The 16,973-nt window shown below is 67.8% G+C and carries 12 protein-coding genes; 6 read left to right on the plus strand and 6 right to left on the minus strand.

Annotated elements, in window-relative coordinates; translation table 11 throughout:
* The 5 genes from ACCD11_RS20860 to ACCD11_RS20880 form a co-directional block, all read left to right on the plus strand.
* The coding region (locus ACCD11_RS20860; protein WP_413315303.1) for a DUF2345 domain-containing protein at nucleotides 1-649 on the plus strand (649 nt) is incomplete at its 5' end.
* 53 nt (nucleotides 650-702) lie between these two features.
* Nucleotides 703-2,778, plus strand: a complete 2,076-nt coding sequence (locus tag ACCD11_RS20865; protein WP_413315304.1) for a phospholipase D-like domain-containing protein — start codon at nucleotides 703-705, stop codon at nucleotides 2,776-2,778.
* A 129-nt stretch (nucleotides 2,779-2,907) separates the two neighbouring features.
* Nucleotides 2,908-4,227: a tetratricopeptide repeat protein gene (locus ACCD11_RS20870; RefSeq protein ID WP_413315342.1), complete on the plus strand. Its 1,320-nt coding sequence runs from the start codon at nucleotides 2,908-2,910 to the stop codon at nucleotides 4,225-4,227.
* A 118-nt stretch (nucleotides 4,228-4,345) separates the two neighbouring features.
* Nucleotides 4,346-5,662 (plus strand): tetratricopeptide repeat protein, encoded by a 1,317-nt coding sequence (locus ACCD11_RS20875; RefSeq protein WP_413315343.1) that lies wholly within the window; start codon nucleotides 4,346-4,348, stop codon nucleotides 5,660-5,662.
* A 79-nt stretch (nucleotides 5,663-5,741) separates the two neighbouring features.
* A complete protein-coding gene (locus ACCD11_RS20880; protein ID WP_413315305.1) occupies nucleotides 5,742-6,821 on the plus strand; it encodes a tetratricopeptide repeat protein in 1,080 nt (359 codons plus the stop codon).
* 31 nt (nucleotides 6,822-6,852) lie between these two features.
* Here ACCD11_RS20880 and ACCD11_RS20885 read toward each other — a convergent pair whose 3' ends face one another.
* The 4 genes from ACCD11_RS20885 to ACCD11_RS20900 all read right to left on the minus strand — a co-directional run bounded on the left by ACCD11_RS20885 (nucleotide 6,853) and on the right by ACCD11_RS20900 (nucleotide 14,643).
* The gene (locus ACCD11_RS20885) at nucleotides 6,853-7,932 is read right to left on the minus strand and encodes an aldose epimerase family protein (protein ID WP_413315306.1); all 1,080 of its coding nucleotides are present in this window, start codon (nucleotides 7,930-7,932) and stop codon (nucleotides 6,853-6,855) included.
* The gene (locus ACCD11_RS20890; protein WP_413315307.1) at nucleotides 7,929-8,885 is read right to left on the minus strand and encodes an alpha/beta hydrolase family protein; all 957 of its coding nucleotides are present in this window, start codon (nucleotides 8,883-8,885) and stop codon (nucleotides 7,929-7,931) included. Before ACCD11_RS20890 ends, ACCD11_RS20885 begins: the two co-directional genes overlap by 4 nt.
* A complete protein-coding gene (locus tag ACCD11_RS20895) occupies nucleotides 8,882-13,633 on the minus strand; it encodes a CapA family protein (RefSeq protein WP_413315308.1) in 4,752 nt (1,583 codons plus the stop codon). Before ACCD11_RS20895 ends, ACCD11_RS20890 begins: the two co-directional genes overlap by 4 nt.
* 131 nt (nucleotides 13,634-13,764) lie before the next feature.
* Nucleotides 13,765-14,643: a LysR family transcriptional regulator gene (locus ACCD11_RS20900; protein WP_007836542.1), complete on the minus strand. Its 879-nt coding sequence runs from the start codon at nucleotides 14,641-14,643 to the stop codon at nucleotides 13,765-13,767.
* 136 nt (nucleotides 14,644-14,779) lie between these two features.
* Between ACCD11_RS20900 and ACCD11_RS20905 the strand changes: the two genes are divergently transcribed.
* On the plus strand, nucleotides 14,780-15,757 hold the full coding sequence (locus ACCD11_RS20905) for a DMT family transporter (protein WP_007836540.1): 978 nt from the start codon (nucleotides 14,780-14,782) through the stop codon (nucleotides 15,755-15,757).
* Here ACCD11_RS20905 and ACCD11_RS20910 read toward each other — a convergent pair.
* Together ACCD11_RS20910 and ACCD11_RS20915 are read right to left on the minus strand one after the other, a co-directional pair.
* Entirely contained in the window at nucleotides 15,727-16,314 is a 588-nt protein-coding gene (locus ACCD11_RS20910; protein ID WP_413315309.1) for an N-acetyltransferase family protein, read from the minus strand. The genes ACCD11_RS20905 and ACCD11_RS20910 overlap by 31 nt on opposite strands.
* A complete protein-coding gene (locus ACCD11_RS20915) occupies nucleotides 16,311-16,922 on the minus strand; it encodes a helix-turn-helix domain-containing protein (protein ID WP_413315310.1) in 612 nt (203 codons plus the stop codon). The genes ACCD11_RS20910 and ACCD11_RS20915 overlap by 4 nt, the downstream gene beginning before the upstream one ends.
* Nucleotides 16,923-16,973 lie beyond the last annotated feature (51 nt).

Consider the following 16,973-nt stretch of genomic DNA (forward strand, 5'->3'; position numbering starts at 1 on the left):
GAAACTCACCGCCGGCAGTTCCGACATCGACATCAGGGCGCTGAAGGCCAGCGTCAATGTGCTGGCCAAGATGAACACCAAGCTGGAGGCCAACCGCATCACGATCACCGCCAGGGACGAGGTGCTGATCAACGGCGGCTCGAGCTACACGCGCTGGAACGCGAATGGCATCGAGCACGGCACGATGGGCATCTGGCGCGAGCATGCGGCAACGCACAGCCTGGTCGGGCCTGCGAACAAGCCGGTGCCCCCGATCCGATCGACGGCTGCGGCTTTGAAGGAGACACCTCCTGATCCGCAGATCGCGTTCTCCGTACAGCACGTCCCCGGTCCCTCGCCCCTGCTTTTCTCCGGCCAGTCCTACACCCTGCTGAAGAATGGCGCCGAAATCCGCAAAGGCTTGTTCGATGAACACGGACGGCTGACCATCGAGCACGCCGAGAAAGGCGCACGCTACCAGGTCCGGCTCTTCAACGGAACCGTCCACGATGTTCCGGTGGCGCCGGACCGGATGGAACCCGATCCCGGGCAGTCCCGGTACAACGAGCATCAGCTGTCCAACAAGGGGTACCGCGGCGATGGGCAAGACAGCTCGAAGCGCCGGTCGCAGCGCGAGCGCGGCTCGGATGCCGGCCAGGCGTCCACTTGATGGCCCTCATCGACGCCGCCCTATGATGAACCTCTCTCGAGCCGACAACCGACATGGCTGATCTGAACAAGCTCCTCGACGAAATCCAAAAGCCCGAAGTCAGCCACGTCGACATGATCAAGCGGCGCAGCAAGGGCACGCTGCAATGGTTTCTGGAGAAGGACCACAGGACGCACCCGATCCACGACAACAACGCGCTGCAATTCTTCATGTGCGGGCAGGAAGGCTTCGCCGCCATCGAGAAAGACATCCTCGCGGCCGGCAGCAGCATCGACCTGGTGCTGTGGGGCTTCGACCCCGGCATGGAGCTGACCCGCAGCCGAACCACCTGGCCGCACGGCACCACCTACGGTGACCTGCTGGTGCGCAAGGCCGGCGAGGGCGTGAAGGTGCGCATGCTGCTGTGGTTCGACAGCCTGGTGGTCAACAAGGCGGCGGGCAACGTGCCGGACTTTCCCGCGTTCTGGGCGCCCACCTCCTTCTCCAAGACCAGCCGGACCACCTGGCCCGAGGGCGCCGATTCCTACGACAACCGTTCCAATTCCGCCTGGGTGCTGACTGACCGCTCCAACTACTGCAAGCAGTGGTGGGAAGACGCGCTGGCCGGGCGCTTCAAGAACCTGGAAGTGCGGCTGCGCCGCGGCAGCCCGCTCGAAATCCACTCCAACCTGGCGCGCTACCTGCCCGACTCGAAGCGCGACCTGAGCGAGGCCGCCAGCATGATCGCGGTGGGCACCCACCACCAGAAGCCGATCCTGATCGACTACGAGCCTGCCACCGGCGGCAGGCCGCGCAACATCTGCGGCTACGTGATGGGCCTGAACAGCGTGACCGACTACTGGGACACCACCTCGCACGCCTTCAACGACCCCCGGCGCGAGCTCAGCCCCAACAGCTACACCAACTACGACGATGTGCGCTGGCACCGCAAGCCATACCGGGACTACGCCATCCGGGTGCAGGGCGAGGCGCTGCACTGCCTGAACCGGAACTTCGTGCAGGGCTGGGACAGCGCGGCCGGCGTGCAGGTGATCCCCGGGCTGGCCGGCAGGTTCTTTCCTGCCAACGGGGCGGGAGCCTTCAGCGAGAAGCTCGGGAGCCGGCGCCAGTCGATCCAGGCCCGAGACCTCCCGCGCCCGCCAGGCTCGCGCTGCCGCGTGCAGATCCAGCGCACCCAGCCGGAATCCGACGACGGCACCATCCTCAAGGGCTACACGCTGGCCAGCGCCAACGCGCTGAACTACATCTATATGGAGAACCAGTACTTCCAGCTGAGCGAGTGGCCCAGGCTGCTCAAGGACGTGCGCAGGCGCTACCGCCGGGCCATGCAGGAGGCAGGTGCGGCGCCCACCGACATGGCGCCGCTGCACCTGTTCGTGGTGATCCCGCAGCCCGAGCGCGGCCAGATGGTGCCCAGCACCTACGACACGGTCGGCACGCTGGGTGCCGGTGCGCAGATGGGCGAGTACGACAAGAAGGTGCAGGGGGAACGCAAGCGCCGGGAGGCGGGCGCCCGGGGCGGCGGCGGGCTGGTGGGCGCCTCGGCCAACACGGTGCCCGTGGATGCACAGGCGCAGCTGCAGGAACTGGGCATCAAGCCGCTGGTGGCGATGCTGCTGACCTTCGACAGCGCGAACCAGGCGAAGAACATCCGCATCAAGGCGCGCGACAGCGAGGCTCAGGACGCGCAGGCGGGCGTGGAAGAGAAAGCCAGGGGCCACGCCGACGACGTGGACCCCGAGAACCTGAGCGACTTCAACATCACGCCCAGGCGCTACCGGGAGATCTACATCCACAGCAAGCTGATGATCGTGGACGACGTGTACCTGACGCTTGGCAGCGCGAACCTGAACGCGCGCAGCATGGCGGCGGACAGCGAGCTGAACCTGTGCACGGAGGAGTATGCGTTCACCAAGGCGGCGAGGAAGCGGGTGTGGGGGAATCTGGCGGGGGATGATTTGGATGGGAGGGACTGTACGCGGAGGGAGACTGCGCAGGCGCATGAGGATTGGTTGAAGCGGATGAAGGCGAATGGCGGAAACAAAGCCAAAGCGCACGCTCCAGAAAACAACAGCTTCATCCACCTCTTCGAGGACCCTCGCGGGGTGCCGTTCGTCAAGTTTGCTTAGTTCATGCACACCTCTACAACCTGGATGACGCAATGCATCCGCGCAGCGGGTGCATTGTTCGCCACTGCGCTTCTTCTGACTGGATGTCCCATGCAAGACGACTCCAAAGCCCAGCCTCACCAACCCTTCATGTCGGACAGCAAGCTGCCGCGCTTCACCAGGCTCGACAAGTTCGATCCGCACCGCAAGGACTTCGTCTGCCAGCACGAGGCCGACGCCAACCCGCCCATCACGGCAGAAGCCGAAGCACTGTTCCAGCAGGCGCTGGCGCTCGTGAGCTACGAGAAGTGGTCGGAGGATCGCAATTACGCCAAGGCGGCCCAGCTCTACGAGCAGGCGATGAAGCTGGGCCACTGGAAGGCACAGTTCAACCTGGCAGGGCTCTACCTGCAAGGGCTGGGCATTGAGCAAGACCCGGAGAAGGCCATCGAGCTGACCGAAGACCTGATGCGCAAGGGTGTGCCGGCGGCCTGGGACAACATGGGCACGATGTACATGGGCGGCATTGGATCGCTCAAGCAGGATGCGACGGTGGCGTATGCGTTCTGGCAGAAGGCGGCAGACATGGGAAGCATGGCGTCGCAGACATACATTGGAAAAAAACTGATTGGTGTCTACAACGATCCGCCATCGTTCTGGGCGAACAGGACAATCTCGCGCAAGATGCTGGAGTGCGCATTCGCACAAGGCTATGGCCCCGCCGCATACGAGCTTGGGGCGGATCTAAACGGCAATGATCCAAATTTGGGGGAGGACTATTCCCGAGCACTTAAGGTGCTGCATGAAGGCGTCAGATTTGGCAGTCAAGAAAGTGCCGGCTACTTGAGCTCTTCGTTTCGACGTGGAGATAAACCAGTGCAAGGAGGTCCGGATACATCGAGGGCCGATCGCTACCACGTCCTCGCCAACGCGCTCTACCACAACCCCGACCTGCGCTTTCCCAACCTCGACAAGGTGCTGCCCCTTCCCCCGGCACCGCTGCCCCAGTGGGACATGAGCGAGCCCAAGACGCTCATCGATGCCGCCAAGGCCGTGGTGCCTGCTGCTTCTTCGCTGCCGCAAGCCCCGGCACCGACACCTCAGCGCACCAGTCAACTCGAAGAAAGTGCCGAGCGAGGCGTTCTTGCCGCTCACACGCGTGTGGCCCAAGGCATCGCGCGCGAGGCCGAGTTGCCCACGCCACAGGTGCGATGCAGCGGCAGCGCACGCTGCCTTGTCACGGGCATCTGGCAGGCGCGCGTACCCGAATCCCACGCGCTCGCGGTATCGTTTAACCAGTGGCATCGCCAGTCCTACGTGATGGAGGGGCAACCCTTCCCCGATCCGCGCGAGCAGCATCTGGACATTGATCCGGCGCAGGTCATCTGGACTTGGTGGAACCAGGCCAACCATCTGGGCTTCGCCAGGATTCCCCAAGTCAGCCTGGGCAGTCCGCCCGTGGCGGGGTGAACGCGCGGTGATGCAAAGCACCCGCACAGCCGGGGCGGCAACCCTGTTTGCCGCTGCACTCCTTCTGGCGGGATGCCCCATGCAAGACGACTCCAAGACCCAGCCTCATCAACCCTTCATGTCGGACAGCAAGCTGCCGCGCTTCACCCGGCTCGACAAGTTCGATCCACATCGCAAGGACTTTGTGTGCAAGCACGAGGCCAATGCCAATCCGCCCATCACATCCGAGGCCGAGGCGCTGTTCCAACAGGCTTTGGCGCTGGTGAGCTACGAGAAGTGGTCGGAGGATCGCAACTACGCCAAGGCAGCGCAGCTGTACGAACAAGCAATGAAACTGGGCCACTGGAAGGCACAGTTCAATCTGGCGGGACTCTATTTGCAAGGGCTGGGCGTCGAACAGGACCCCGAGAAGGCCATCGAGCTGACGGAAGACCTGATGCGCAAGGGCGTGCCGGCGGCCTGGGACAACATGGGCACGATGTACATGGGCGGCATTGGATCGCTCAAGCAGGATGCGACCGCGGCGTATGCGTTCTGGCAGAAGGCGGCAGACATGGGGAGTATGGCGTCGCAGGCATACATCGGAGCTAAGTTGAAGGCCGCGCACGATGAACCGCCGACTTTTTGGGGGAATCGCCCTATCGGGCTGAAGATGCTTGAATGCGCGTTCGCTCAAGGCTCTGCGAATGGGGCCTTTGAATTGGCAATCACTCTCGTGGGGACGCACTCCGATCTTCAAGAAGATAACGAGCGGGCGCTCAAGATATTTCACGAGGGTGTCAAGCTTGGCAGCCAAAAAAGCGCCGGCTACTTGAGTGCTTCATTTCGAGGCGGAGAGGCGCCGGTACAAGGAGGGCCAGATACATCAAGAGCTGATCGTTATCACGCTTTCGCCAACGCGCTCTATCACAACCCCGACCTGCGCTTCCCCAACCTCGACAAGGTGCTGCCTCTTCCCCCGGCACCGCTGCCCCAGTGGGACATGAGCGAGCCCAAGAAGCTCATCGATGCCGCCAAGGCCGTGGTGTCTGCCGCTCCTTCCCCATCGCAAGCCCCGGCACCGACATCCCCGCGCACCAGTCAACTCGAAGGTGCCGAGCGAGGCGTTCTTGCCACTCACACGCGTGTGGCCCAGGGCATCGCGCGCGAGGCCGAGTTGCCGACGCCGCGGGTGCGATGCAGCGGCGCCGCGCGCTGCCTCGTCACGGGCATCTGGCAGGCGCGCGTACCCGAATCCCACGCGCTCGCGGCATCGTTCAACCAGTGGCATCGCCAGTCCTATGTGATGGAAGGCCAGCTCTTCCCCGATCCGCGCGAGCAGCACCTGGACATCGATCCGGCGCAGGTCATCTGGACCTGGTGGAACCAGGCCAACCCTCTGGGCTTCAGCAGGATTCCGCAGGTCGGCGTGGGCAATCCGCCCGTGGTGGGGTGAACGCGCGGTGATGCAAGGCACCCGCACAGCCGGGGCGGCAACCCTGTTTGCTGCCGCATTCCTTCTGGCGGGATGTCCCATGCAAGACGACTTCAAAGCCCAGCCTCACCAACCCTTCATGTCGGACAGCAAGCTGCCACGCTTCACCAGGCTCGACAAGTTCGATCCGCACCGCAAGGACTTCGTGTGCAAGCACGAGGCCGCTGCCAACCCGCCCATCACGGCAGAAGCCGAAGCACTGTTCCAGCAGGCGCTGGCGCTGGTGAGCTACGAGAAGTGGTCGGAGGACCGCAACTACGCGAAGGCGGCCCAGCTTTACGAGCAGGCGATGAAGCTAGGCCACTGGAAGGCGCAGTTCAACCTGGCAGGGCTCTACCTGCAAGGCCTGGGCGTTGAGCAAGACCCGGAGAAGGCCATCGAGCTGACCGAAGACCTGATGCGCAAAGGTGTGCCGGCGGCCTGGGACAACATGGGCACGATGTATATGGGCGGCATCGGCTCGCTCAAGCAGGATGCGACGGTGGCGTATGCGTTCTGGCAGAAGGCGGCGGACATGGGAAGCATGGCATCGCAAACGTACATAGGCGCCAAGCTGCTTGGCAATCACGACGAGCCGCCTTCGTTTTGGGGAAATCGTGCGATCGGATTGAAGATGCTCGAATGTGCGTTTGCTCAGGGGTCTGGGCAGGCAGCCTTTGAATTGGGCGTTACTCTAAGTGTCATAGACGAGGACTATCCGCGCGCCCTGCGTGCGCTTCATCAAGGGACAAGATTGGGTAGCGAGAGAAGTGCCAACTACTTACGAGGCGCATTCAGTAGAGGTACTCCATTGGTCAGCGGTACCGTCGACAAGTCGCGCGCAGACCGCTACAACGCTCTTGGCGACGCGCTCTATCACAACCCCGACCTGCGCTTTCCCAATCTCGACAAGGTGCTGCCCCTTCCCCCGGCACCGCTGCCCCAGTGGGACATGAGCGAGCTCAAGACGCTCATCGATGCCGCCAAGGCCGTGGTGCCTGGCATCTCTTCGCCGCCGCAGGCGCCGGCACCATCATCCCAGCGCACCAGCCAGCTCGAAGGTGCCGAGCGCGGCCTGCTGTCCGCTCACACGCGCCTGGACGCGCGGGACTTGACTGCACCGGGTCGGCGATGGAACTGAAGTCCCCGCGCCGCACCGGATGCACGAAGGCTCAGCCAAGCACCCCGAACCGATGCTCGGTCGCGCTGTGGAAGCGCTCCCCCGGCCGCAGCACCGTTGACGGAAATTCCGGCCGGTTCGGCGAGTCGGGGTAATGCTGGGTCTCCAGGCACAGCCCGTCCCCCTGCCGCAGGCTCGCGCCCGCGCTGCCGAAGAGGCTGCCATCGAGGAAATTGCCCGAATAGAACTGCACGCCGGGCTCGCTGGTGTGCACTTCCATGACGCGGCCCGTGGCCTCGTGCTCCAGCCGCGCCGCGAGCGCAAGGCCGTGCTCGGCTTGAGCCCTGTCGAGCACCCAGTTGTGGTCGTAGCCATGCGCAAGCAGCAGCTGATCGTGGCCTTCGCGGATGCGCTCGCCGATGCGGGTCGCGGTGCGGAAGTCGAACGGCGTCGAAGCCACGTCGGCCACGCCGGTCGGGATCAGCGTCGCGTCCACCGGGCAGTAGCGGCTCGCGGGAATCGTCAGGCGGTGGTCCATCACCGAGCCGCTGCCCCCAAGATTGAAGTAGTCGTGATGGCTCAGGTTCAGAACCGTGGGCTTGTCGGTCGTGGCGCTGTAGTCGATGCGCCATGTGTTGGCGGTTGCCGACAGCGTGTAGCGCACTGTCAGCCGCAGCTCGCCGGGGTAGCCCTCTTCGCCATCGGCGCTGGTGTAGCGCAGCTCGATGGCGATGTCGCCGCCGGCCTCCTGCACCGTCACCGGCACGATCTCCCAGAAGCGCGTGCCCAAGCCTTTCGCGCCGCCGTGCAGCGAGTTGACGCCGTCGTTCAGCCCCAGTTGATGCGACGTGCCGTCGAGCGTGAAACGCCCCGCCGCGATGCGGTTGGCGAAGCGTCCGACGATGGTGCCGAAATGCGGATGCGGCTTGAGGTAGTCGGCGAGCGTGGGCAGGCCCAGCACGATGTTCCCGCTGCGCCCATGGCGGTCGGGGGCGCGCAACGCGGTGACGATGCCGCCATGATTGATGGCACTCAGGCTCAGGCCGCGGCCGTTGTCGAGGGTGTATTCGGTGACCGGCCGGCCGTCGGGCATGCGGCCGAACTCGCGCGACGTGATGTTGCTTTTGCTCATGTATTTCCTGCTTGCTGAAGCATCGCCTCGCGCGCGCACTGCGAGGCGGTGCGCAGCGCGATGAGGTCCTTGAGGTCGTGGTAGTCGGGCGGCTCCCCCGCGTGCGTGCGCAGCTCGATGCGGTGGCCGGCCTTGGCCACGGCGTCGGCGAAGCGCTCCTGCAGCGCGAAGGGCGTGTTCCTGTCGTCGCGGCTGCCGATCAGCACGATGCGCCGCGCCGGGTCGCGCGCGATGCCGCCCACGTGGTCGAGCGGGTCGTAGAACTGCGCGCTGCCGGTGGTGTCGGTGCGGCCGTCTCTGGAGCGGCCCAGCATGCGTGCGCGCTCAAGCAGCCCGTAGGCGCCCGACGTGAGCACCGCGCAGGCCACGCGCGTGCGGCCGAGCGTGAGCAGCGCGGCGCCCGCGGTGGCGCCGCCGCTGTGGCCGACGATGACGATGCGCTGCAGCTTGTGGCGCTGCATGAGCGCATCGAGCGCAGCATCGAGCGCGTGGAACTCCACCAGCTGGCGGCGTTTGCGGTGATCGCCCGATGAGCCGTACGTGCCGGGCCGCGCCATGAAGATCCACGGCACGCCGGCGCGGTCGCGGCTGCGCTGCGCGTCGAGCGTACGCAGGGGTTCGGTGTTGCCGGGGATGCGCTCGGGCGCCTGGTCCATCACGCCGTCGCGGTCGCCCGAGAACTGCACGATGGCCATGCGCGCACCGTCGATGTCGTCGCTCGCAAAGTAGCGGATGCAGGCCGGCCCCTCGGCAGGCCGCACCCACAGGTAGCCGGGCCGGTCGGGGCAGCTCGCGCGATCGGCGGGCTGGTTCCAGTGCAGCACCTCGTCGTTGCTCGCGACGAAGGGCCGGGGTACGTCGGGGCCGGTGCGCTGCGCGCAGGCCGCCTGCACCAGCGCGAGCAGCACCAGGACACCGCGCATGTACCGCAGCAAGAGGCCCGGCGTCTTCATAGCCGTTGCAGCAGCCCTGGCACGCGGCCGAAGTCGGAGCCGACGCGGTCGCCCTTCACCAGCACGAGGTCGCCGTCGCGCAGGAAACCGCCGAGGTAGCCCGCGAGCTGCGCGGCGTCGTCGAAGTGCGGGCCGAGCAGTTCGGCCGGCACCTCCTCGCGCAGCCAGCGCATCTCGTCGCCGTGCGTCACGAGGTGCTCGATGCCGGATGCCAGCAGCGGTGCGGCCAGGCCGCGGTGCATGGCCTCGGCTTCCCCGTCGAGATTGACGATGCGCCCCAGCACGCCGATCTTGCGCGCCACCGGGCCGCTCTCCGCACGCTGCCAGTTGCGCACGAACTCCATGGCGTTGCGCATCGACATGATCTCCGCGTTCCAGCTGTCGTCGATCAGCGTGGCCTGCACGCCGGCCTGCGTGCGCAGTGCGCGCACCTGCATCACCGAGGCCGGCAGGCGCACTTGGGGCATGCGCGCGCAGGCAGCGTCGCCGTCGAAGCCCATGGCGAGCAAGGCCGCGAGCGCAAGCGCCGAATTGCGCACCAGCCCCGCGCTCTCGACCGGGAACAGGTATTCCAGCGTGCGCCCCGGGATCGCGATGCGCACGCGGCAGCCGCCGCGCGCTTCGGGCCGGGTATCGAGCAGGCGCACGTTCGCGTCGGGCCCGCTGCCCACCACCCAGATCGCACCGGCCGTGCACGCGGCGGCATCCACCACCTGCCGCAGGCAGGGAATGTGGTCGGGCACGATCGCCACGCCGCCGGGCTCCAGGCCCAGGAAGATGCGCGACTTGTAGGCGGCCGTGAGCTCCAGCGTCGAGGCCTGCCGGGTCTGCGACAGGCCGATCTCGGTGATGAGGGCCACGTGCGGCCGCGCCACCAGCGAAATCGGGCCGCGGTCCATCCAGAGCCCGCTCTGCGCCATTTCGAGAATGCACACGTCCACGTCGGGCCCGAGATTGGCCAGCATGGCCGGCACGCCGACGCGCGAGTTGTAGTTCTCGACGGTGGTGTGCACGCGCGCACGCTCGGGCAGCAGGTCGCGCAGCATCGCGATGGTGGACGACTTGCCGACCGTGCCGGTCACGCCCACCACGAAGCCCTTGTAGCGCGCCCGTGCGGCAGCGCCCATGGCGAGCATCGCGGCGATCGGGTCGTCCACCTGCAGCAGCGGAAAGGCCGGGTCGAGCCCGTCGACCGGGTGCGCGACCACGGCGCCGGCCAGCGCAGGGTGCAGGCCGGGCAGTTCGAGGTGACGGTCCCAGTTGTCGGTGCGCGGCTTGCTGTAGTTCTCGTGCGCGGCGAGCGTGCGGTAGTCGGAAGCGATGAAGAGAGAGGGCTTCGGCAGCAGCCTCATGTGGACCGGCCCGCGCACCACCGAGTTGACGGACCATCCGGGCGGCGGCTCGACCAGCCAGTGTCCGCCGGTGATCTGCTGCAGCTGCGCGGCGGTCCACACAGGCTCGAGCTCGGAGCCCGCGCCGGGGCGGTCGGCCGCGAGCACGGGCGCGGCGCGCTCGGGCAAGGGCGTCGGAAAATCAGGCACGCGCAGGCCGCACCACAGCGGGAGCCGGCGCGCTGGCGGCAGCTCGGGCGCGTCGCCGCGCACGCGCACTTCGAGCTGCAGCACGTCGCTTTCCAGCAGGCCGGCGCGCGGCGCACGCAGGCCGTAGCGGTCGCGGTAGATGCGGCCGGGCTCCCAGCGGCTGGTGGGCCACATCCAGTCGCAGGGGTCGTGCTCCATGCCCTCGCCCCATGGCGGCATGCGGGTGCTGCGCATCGGCAACGCGCGAAATTGCACGCGCAGGTCGGCCGCGAGGGGTGCATCGACGGTCCAGAACGATTCGACCCACAGCAGCCGTCGCCCGACGATCTGCCGAGGCGCGCAGCGAACGCCCACCAGGCGCAGCGGGCCGATCTGCAGCGGCGTGATGCGCGCGTCGCCAGGCACCGCGTCGGCCAGCCACTCGGGCCGCGGTGCAGGCACAGCACCGACGAGGGGCGCCGGCCGCGCAACCGGCGCAACCGCGGAAGCCGGTTCGGGCCGGAAGGCGGACCGCTCGGGCGGCGACAGCCGCACCGCGCAACGGCCTCCGGCCGCCGGGACCATCTCGGTGCCGAGCGCGCGGCATTGCGCGGCGAAGCGTTCGCTCAGTGCCTGCGCCTCGTCGCCCGCGAGCTGCCGCGAGAAGCCGAAGCCGACGCCGATGGGCGTGAACATCACTTCCTCGACGCCGCGCGGGCCCAGCGTCAGCGAGAACACGCCCGAATCCCCGAAGTCGTTGCGCACCGAATCGAACAGCAGGTCGCCGGCGTCGTGCAGGATCGGCCGGCCGCGGTAGATCTCGATGCCCTGCAGCACATGCGCCGAGGTGCCGAGGATCGCGTCCGCCCCGGCATCGACGATGGCATGGCCGACGGCGATCTCGGCCTGCGTCGGTTGGGTCTCCAGGTTGTCGCCCCAGTGCACCGCCACGAGCACCACGTCGGCCTCGCGGCGCGCGGCCTCTATGCGCGGTGCGAGCGTGGCGGTCCAGGCGGCCGGGTCGCCCAGCGGCAGCCAGGCAGCGCCCGCGCGTGCGGCAGTGGCAGCAAAGCGGGACTGCGTGGCGTCGAGCGAGAACAGCGCCACGCGCACGCCACCCGCGCGCCGGAACGCGGGCCGCAGCGCGGCCTCCGGCGTGCGGCCGGTGCCGGCATGGGCGATGCCCGCAGCATCCAGCAGGCCGTGCTGCTCCATGAGCGCATCGGGGCCGTAATCGCCGCTGTGGTTGTTGGCGGTGGCGACCATGCCGATGCCGGCCTCGGTCAGCACCGCGAGCATTTCGGGGCGGGCGCGGTAGTAGTAGGGAGCGGACTCGCCCTTGTCGACGCCCTGCTCGCCGCTGGCGGCGACCACGCATTCGAGGTTCACGATGCGCAGGTCGGCCTCGCGCAGCGCGGCGATGCCGCCGAGCATCCTGTGCGCGCCGCCGAGTTCGTGCAGCCGGTAGTGCTGGCGGCGCGCGAGGTTGACGTCGCCGCCCCAGGCGACGACGCCGGTCGCCGCCTTTGCCTGCTGCAGCGCCTCGCCCGCCTTCAGCATCCGGTGGTACGCCACATAGCCCGAGAGGTAGTGCTCCACGTCGTCGATGCGCACGCGGAAGCTGTGGTGCTTGATGAAGAACGAGCCCGCGATGCGCGCCGGGTTGCGGAAGAACATCGCCAGCTCGGGCCAGAAATGGCCGTTGGCGAGATAGCGCGCGCGGTACGCCAGCGCGCGGTCGAACTTGTCGCGGTCGAGCTCCACCAGCAGCGGGCGCAATGCGGGGTCGGCCTCCAGCCGCAGCACCATGTCGCGCGCGGCCATCATCAGTTCGAGCAGCGTGGGAAAGGTGGTGATGCGCTCCAGCACGAAGTCGAGGTACCCCGCCACGTTCTGCAGGCCGAACCGGTAGTAGCGCGTCTCGGGCCTGTAGCGCGTGAGTTCGTTGACGCAGTAGCTCAGCCAGTGGTCGTGCGCGCGCCAGTGCTCGGCGGCAATGAAATGCTCGAAGGCTTTCTCGACGACCGCGAGCCAGCGCGCGTCGCGCGTGAGCCCGTACAGGCGCATCAGGCCGAAGGCGGCTTCGCCGTCGTAGTAAATGACGCGGAACCGGTCCTTGACGTCGAGCGCGGGCGCGTTGAGCACGTGCACGAAGCTGCCGGTCTGCGGGTCCTGCATGTGGCGGATGCCGAGCGCGAGCTGCTCCAGCAGCGGCAGGTATTGCGGGTTGCCCGAGAGCTCGGTGTACTTGACCAGCGCGAGCAGGCACACGGCATTGCCGCCGAGCTTGATCTCGCTGCCGATGTCCAGCAGGTAGGCGGCGCGCGTGCCGTCCGGCAACTTGGCCTGGCGGATCAGCGTGCCGGTCAGGAAGGCCAGCGAGCGGTCGATGGCCGCCTTGAGCGCGTCGCTGCGCGTGAGCTCCCACGCCTCCAGCATTGCGTAGGTGGAGCTGGCATGGCGCAGCGTGTTGTAGGTGGGAATGGGGCGGTCGAAGCAGGGAAACCAGCCGTAGTGGAACTCGCCTGTGGGCTTGACCTGCTCGGCCAGGTAGTTGCCGGCGGCGTCGATCAGCGCGTGGACCTGCGGCGCGTTCCATTCGCGCAGCTCGCGGAATCCGGCCGCCTGCCCTTCGGCGGCGAGGGGCCAGGCACCCTCGGCGTCCACGTACACGGCCCGCGTGGTGAAGCACCAGACCGGCGCCGCGTCGTCCGCGGGAAAGTCGATCTCGCGGCCGAAGCGCCGCTTGCAGTGCAGGCGCAGGTTGCCCGTATTGGGTTCGGCATGCTCCACGTCGCCGTTGTAGAGGATCGCACTGCCGAGCATTTCCTGCGCGAGCAGCGCGACTTCGAAGCGCGCATCGAAGGCGATGCCCTCGTTGAAGTAGTTGCGCTTGGTCTGCGCCAACTTCGCTTTCAGCGCGCCCCAGCTCATGGGCTCGACCTTGTCGACCACCTCGGCGCGCAGGCGCTGCGCTGCCTGGCCGGTGCGCTTCGCTTGCTCGGCGGCGGCACGCCACGCGGCGTCGAAGTCAGCGCCCCGGCCCGAAGCCACGCGGGCCCGGCTGCTGTCTTCGCCGACGGCCAGGAACACCACGCAGCCCGCCTCGTTGGTGGCGGTCGATGGCACGGGCAGCGCGCCCGCCGTATCCGCCAGGGCCTGCCGGGCGCGGCTCAGCAGATCGGCGAGAGGATTGGAGGCGGGCAGGGCAGCGATTTCAGCGTTCATGGAGAGCGGAGCGTTGCGGCGGCGGGGATGGTACCCCGCGGCAATGCTTTGCGCCGCGTCGGGTGCGTTTCGGAGGTGCGTGCACAGGGCACCCCGTCGGCGCGAGCGCGCCCCGAACGAGAGGCATCGTTTCAGCCCCAGGCCTCCATCACCGCGCTGCGCACCGCCTCCACCGCCACGGGACGTTTGCCCTCCCCCCGTGCAACCCAGCACAGCCACGTATGCGACCGCCAGCCGTTCCATATCGCAAGCTCGCCGTTGCGCTCGCCCTGCTCGGCCTGGTCGAGCCGCATCAGCCCCGCGCCCATGCCGCTCGCTACCATGCTGCGGATGGCGCTCTCGCCGTCGGCCGTGCGGCCCTGGCGGTATTCGCGGCCCGCGCCGGCGAACAGTTTTTCCAGATGCACGCGCAGGATGCATGAAGGCGGCGTGCCTACCCACGGCATGTTCGTGAGCTGGTCGAGCGACAGGCCGGGGTGCGCCTCGGCGACGGGCAACGGCAGGGCCACGACGAGATCGACCGCACCGAGGCGGCGCAGTTCCAGTCCTTCGATCTGCTCGCTGTCGCTGAGCACGTAGGCGCAATCAAGGTCGCCGCGCTGCACGGCGGAAAGCGTTTCGTACGACAGCCCCTGCCTCAGCTGCAGCGCAACCTGCGGATGGCGTTCCGCCAGCTTCACCAGCACCTCGCCGAGCCGCAGCGCCACGGGATCGACCACCGTGCCGAAACGCACCACGCCCTGCGCGGCGCCGCGCAGCTGATCGGCCGCCGAGCGCATGCGCGTGGCGGAGGCCAGCGTGCGTTCGGCCTCTTCGAGCAGGCTGAGGCCGGCCTCGGTGGGTGACATGCCGCGCGGCGTGCGCTCAAACAGCTTCACGCCGAGTTCGTCTTCCAGCGCCTTGAGTTGCGCGCTGACCGCCGGCGCGCTGGTGAACACGCGCTCGGCGGCGCGGGTCAGACTGCCTTCCTTCGCGATGGCGACGAAGGTCTTGAGTTGATAGAGCTCCATGGCGATGGATTGTGAGCTTCAGGGCCGGATCGGTCCGTTCGTTTTTCTGGAGCCCCCTGTCCAAAGAAGCGAATGGCAATGGCGGCCTCCAGCACCGATTCTTGGGGCATCGATCATTGCAAGAAGAGGCTCCCCCATGTTCCAACGCCAACGCCTGGGCGGCATCGCCGCGCTGCTGCTCGCCACCTCCGGGTGGGGCTCCCTGTTCCTTGTGAGCAAGGGCGTGCTGCACCATGTCGAACCGGTGTGGTTCACGCTGATCCGCTACACCCTGTCGGCGCTGCTGTTCGTACTGCTGATCCTGCCGCGCGGCGCGGCGCCCTGGCGCAAGCTGCGGCTGCATGCGGGGCCGCTGGCGCTGCGCGGCGCGGCCGGCTTCGGCGTGTTCAGCGTGATGCTGCTGGTCGGCCTCGCGCACTCGGTGCCTTCGCACGGCGCGGTGATCATCGCCACCACGCCCATGACCGCGCAGCTGGTGCGCTGGGCGCTCGACGGCGTGCGTCCGTCGCGAGCGACCTTGCTGACCAGCGCGCTGGCGCTGGCGGGCGTGGCGATCGTGTCGGGCCTGCTGTTCGGCGCGGGTGCGTCCGCCGGGTCGACGACGCTCTTCGGCGACGCCATCGCGTTCGCCGGCACGCTGGGCTGGGTCTGGTACACGCGCGGCGCCACGCGCTTTCCCGGACTCGACGTGATCGAGTACACCGCGCTCACGGTGCTGGCCTCGTGGCCCGTGCTGCTGGCCGCGGCAATCGGGGCCGCTGTGCTGGGCTGGTCGGCAGTGCCCAGCCTGGAAGGCCTGCGCCTGTCCTGGCAGGCCCTGTTCTTCGTGGGCGTGGTGCCTTCGGCCATCTCGGTGCTGGCTTTCAACTACGGCGTGCGCACGCTCGGGGCCGTCACGGGCACGGCGTTCCTGAACTTCGTGCCGGTGTCGGCGCTGCTGATGAGCGCGGCGCTGGGCAGGCTGCCTACGGTGAACGAGGCCGTGGGCATGGCGATGGTGGTGGTGGCGCTGCTGCTCCATACGGCGTCGAACCGCAAGGCTTCCGCGGCAAAGGCGGCGCAGGTCACACCGGCGCCGCAGACCTACCGCACCTGCGGAGCCGCCGCGCCCTGATCACTGCCAGGGCCCTGTTCGATCAGCTCGCGATAGAAGAAGGTGGTGGCGCACAGCCCGCCCTGCGGCAACAGGGCAAAGCCGGGAATCGCGCCCACCCGCGTCCACCCCACGCGCGCATAGAGCCGCTCGGCTTCGGCGCTGGAGGTGTCGAGCACCAGCAGCGTCTTGCCGTGCTCGCGCGCCACCTGTTCGGCCGCCTGCATCAGCAGCGCGCCGATGCCCTTGCGGCGTGCGCGGCGGTGCACGAGCATCTTGGACACCTCGGCGCGGTGCGGCTGGTTCTCGGGCTGGGCCAGCACGAGCTGCACCGTGCCCACGATGCCTTCGGCGTCCTCGGCCACCAGCAACGCGCGTTCGCCGCGCGCCACACCGTCGGCCACGTGGCGCCAGAAGGCCTGGGCGCGTTCTTCGGCCAGCGGCTGCATGAAGCTCACCGACGCGCCGCCATCGACGCAATCGGCCAGCACGGCGGCAAGGCCCTGCAGCTGCGTGCCGGTGACGGTGGACAGCAGGCGGATGCGCGGCGCATCGGCAGTGAGGGTCGGCATGTTCATCTCCGGGAAAAGGGCGCGGTAGCGATCACGACGGCGTAGCGGGTGGTCTTGCGCGAGGGGTTGTAGTAGCTCATGGGACGGTCGAGCACCATCGCCAGGCAGTCGCCGGTTTCGAGCCGGTGGCGCTCGTCGCCCAGCGTGAGTTCGATGACGCCGTCGAGCACCCACACCTGCTGGTGAATCAGGGGTTCGCGCGCCGCTGTTTCGTAGGCCACGCGGGCCTTGGACGGGAACATCACTTCGACGATCTGGATGGGCGATGCGAAACCGTCGGGCGACACGTTGCGCCGCACATAGCCGGAGTGCGGGTCGCGCCACCGCAGTTGGCCGGCCAGGCGCGCCACCGGATCGGCGGCGGGCGCGGGCGCCTCGAACAGCGAAGCCAGCGACACGCCGAGACCAGTTGCGAGCTTCTCGAGCAGCACGGCGGTGGGGCTGCTTTCGCCGCGCTCGATCAGCGAGATCATCGAGCGGCTCACGCCGCAGTGCGTGGCCAGCGCATCGAGCGAGAGGCCTCGGGCCGCGCGCAGGTCGCGCACGCGCTGGGCGATGCGGTCATTGAGGCCGGACGGGGCTTCCGTTTCGGCCGATTCCTTGATTTCCTTCATACTGGATCAAATGTCCACCATAAAGGAAATCGCGTCAAGCCCGCCGGCAGG

This window comes from Variovorax sp. Varisp36 (assembly GCF_047304235.1).
Classification (GTDB): Bacteria; Pseudomonadota; Gammaproteobacteria; order Burkholderiales; family Burkholderiaceae_C; genus Variovorax.